The sequence below is a fragment of the Arthrobacter sp. HMWF013 genome (assembly GCF_003061105.1).
GTDB lineage: Bacteria > Actinomycetota > Actinomycetes > Actinomycetales > Micrococcaceae > Arthrobacter.
In genome coordinates, this window is sequence record NZ_QAIQ01000366.1 from 1 (window position 1) to 1,914 (window position 1,914).

Sequence of the window (1,914 nt, forward strand, 5' to 3'; positions counted from 1 at the left end):
GGCCACCAGCGCTCCCCTGCTGTGCGGCTTGGCTGACACAGGCGCTTTTACGTCTGTCCTGGAAGCCATCCGCACGGCCCCGGACCCGCAGGAAATCGGCGCCGAACACCTCAGCTGGGAGGGTGAAGGCGACGACGCCCACCCCGTCGTCAAGGGGATCCCTGAGCTGATCGAACGGGCGGCCAAGGCACAGGCCACATTTGCCGAGCTTGGCGTGCCGTGGGCCCGCAGGCTGCCGCCGGCACGGACTTTTGACCTTGCCGGGCAGACCGTGGCCGACTACCAGGACGGCAGCCATATCCGTGCAGTGTCCTCACCGCGCCCCTATCTGCACCCCGTCCGCACTCTCGCCGGCACCGTTGTCACCGACCACCAGCCGCTGGACCATGTGTGGCATCTGGGTGTTGGCGTGGCCCTGCAGGACGTGGACGGCGTCAACTTCTGGGGCGGTCGGACGTACACCCGGGCGGCCGGCGAATACGTCTGGCGGCCGGATCACGGCAGCATCGTCCGCACGGGCGAATCATCGGAGAACGACGGCGGTCCCGGACACAGCGGTCCCGGGCACGGCGGCGAGCTGACCGAAACCCTTTCCTGGAACGGCCCCGACGGCGCTCCTGTCCTGACCGAAGAGCGCACCTGGACGTGGGCTCCAGCCGGTCCCAGTGCTTGGCGCCTGACGCTCGACTTTGCGCTCTCCCCCGCCGGCGATCATCCGGTGAGCCTGGGCAGCCCCGGTTCCAACGGCCGCGACCAGGGTGGTTACGGTGGGTTCTTCTGGCGCCTGCCGGAATGTTCAGGTGCCACAGTATGGGCGCCGGCGCCCGGTTCTGCCGGTGTGCCCCTCAGCGGTGAAGCCGCCGTGCACGGAAGTGTCACGCCGTGGCTCGCGTGGTCGGGCACCTTTGGCCCGGGAACGCCCGACGGCGGCACTGGAGCAGGCGGCAGTGGAGCAGCCGCCGCTGGCGGCGGGGCCGCAACACTCGTCTTCGTCGCCGCGGAGGGCTCCACGGACCCGTGGTTCGTCCGGGTGGACGGCTACCCGGGTGTAGGCCAGTCGCTGGCGTGGGATGAGCCCGTGATTGCCCAGCCCGGAACGCCGGTTCGCCGGAGCATCGCGGTATTCGTCGCCGACGGGATTCTGGACACTGAAGACGTAGAGACATTGATCAAAACACAGGGGGACCAGTCATGAGCCAGACCACCACCACCGCAGCATCGCCGCTCCCGCTGGGGGCACCGCATGTGGCAAGCATCAGCGGACGGACAGCGCCGGCCTCGGCGGCCGACCGCGGGATCAAGCGGCGCCGCGTCCTGGACATCCTCGATGCCAAGGAACAGGATTCACTGCTCCTGACCACCCATACAGCCCTGACCTGGTACCTGGACGGCAGCCGTGTCCACATCAGCCTGGCGGGTGATCCCATCGCCGCAGTGCTGGTTGACCGCGACGGCGACCATCTGGTGACCTTCAACAACGAGGCCGGCCGCATGGCCGCCGAAGAGCTTCCTGCCGGCGTCACCCTGCATTCAGTGCCGTGGTACGGAAACCTCCACGAGGCCGCCGCCGCCGTCGGGCGTTCCACCGGGCCTGCGGGATCAGCCGGCACCCCCCTGGCGGAAGCTGCAGTGGCCGCCGAACTCAGGGCGGCGCGGCAGCAACTGCTCCCTGCCGAGAGCGCTCGGTACGCGCGTCTCAGTGCGGAACTGGCAGGCATCATGACCGATGTGTTGTCCACAGCAGGGCCTGAGACCACCGAGTTCGAACTGGTTTCCGCTTTGGCCGGCCGGGTGGTTGCCGCAGGCGCTGAACCGCTGGTGCTCCTGTGCAACGGCAGTTCCCGCAGCGATTTCCGGCACCCGCTGGCCACGCACGCGCCGCTCGGCCGCCGCGCCATGGCCGTGGTGTGTGCC

General features: G+C 69.1%; 1 protein-coding gene and 1 pseudogene. Both read left to right on the top strand.

Going from position 1 to position 1,914, the window contains the following annotated elements; genetic code table 11:
* A partial coding sequence (locus DBR22_RS13620) for a PmoA family protein (RefSeq protein ID WP_181365179.1) occupies positions 1 to 1,195 on the top strand: 1,195 nt, incomplete at its 5' end.
* Positions 1,192 to 1,914, top strand: a pseudogene (locus DBR22_RS13625) (M24 family metallopeptidase); the annotation flags it as partial. The gene DBR22_RS13620 and the pseudogene DBR22_RS13625, both read left to right, overlap by 4 nt.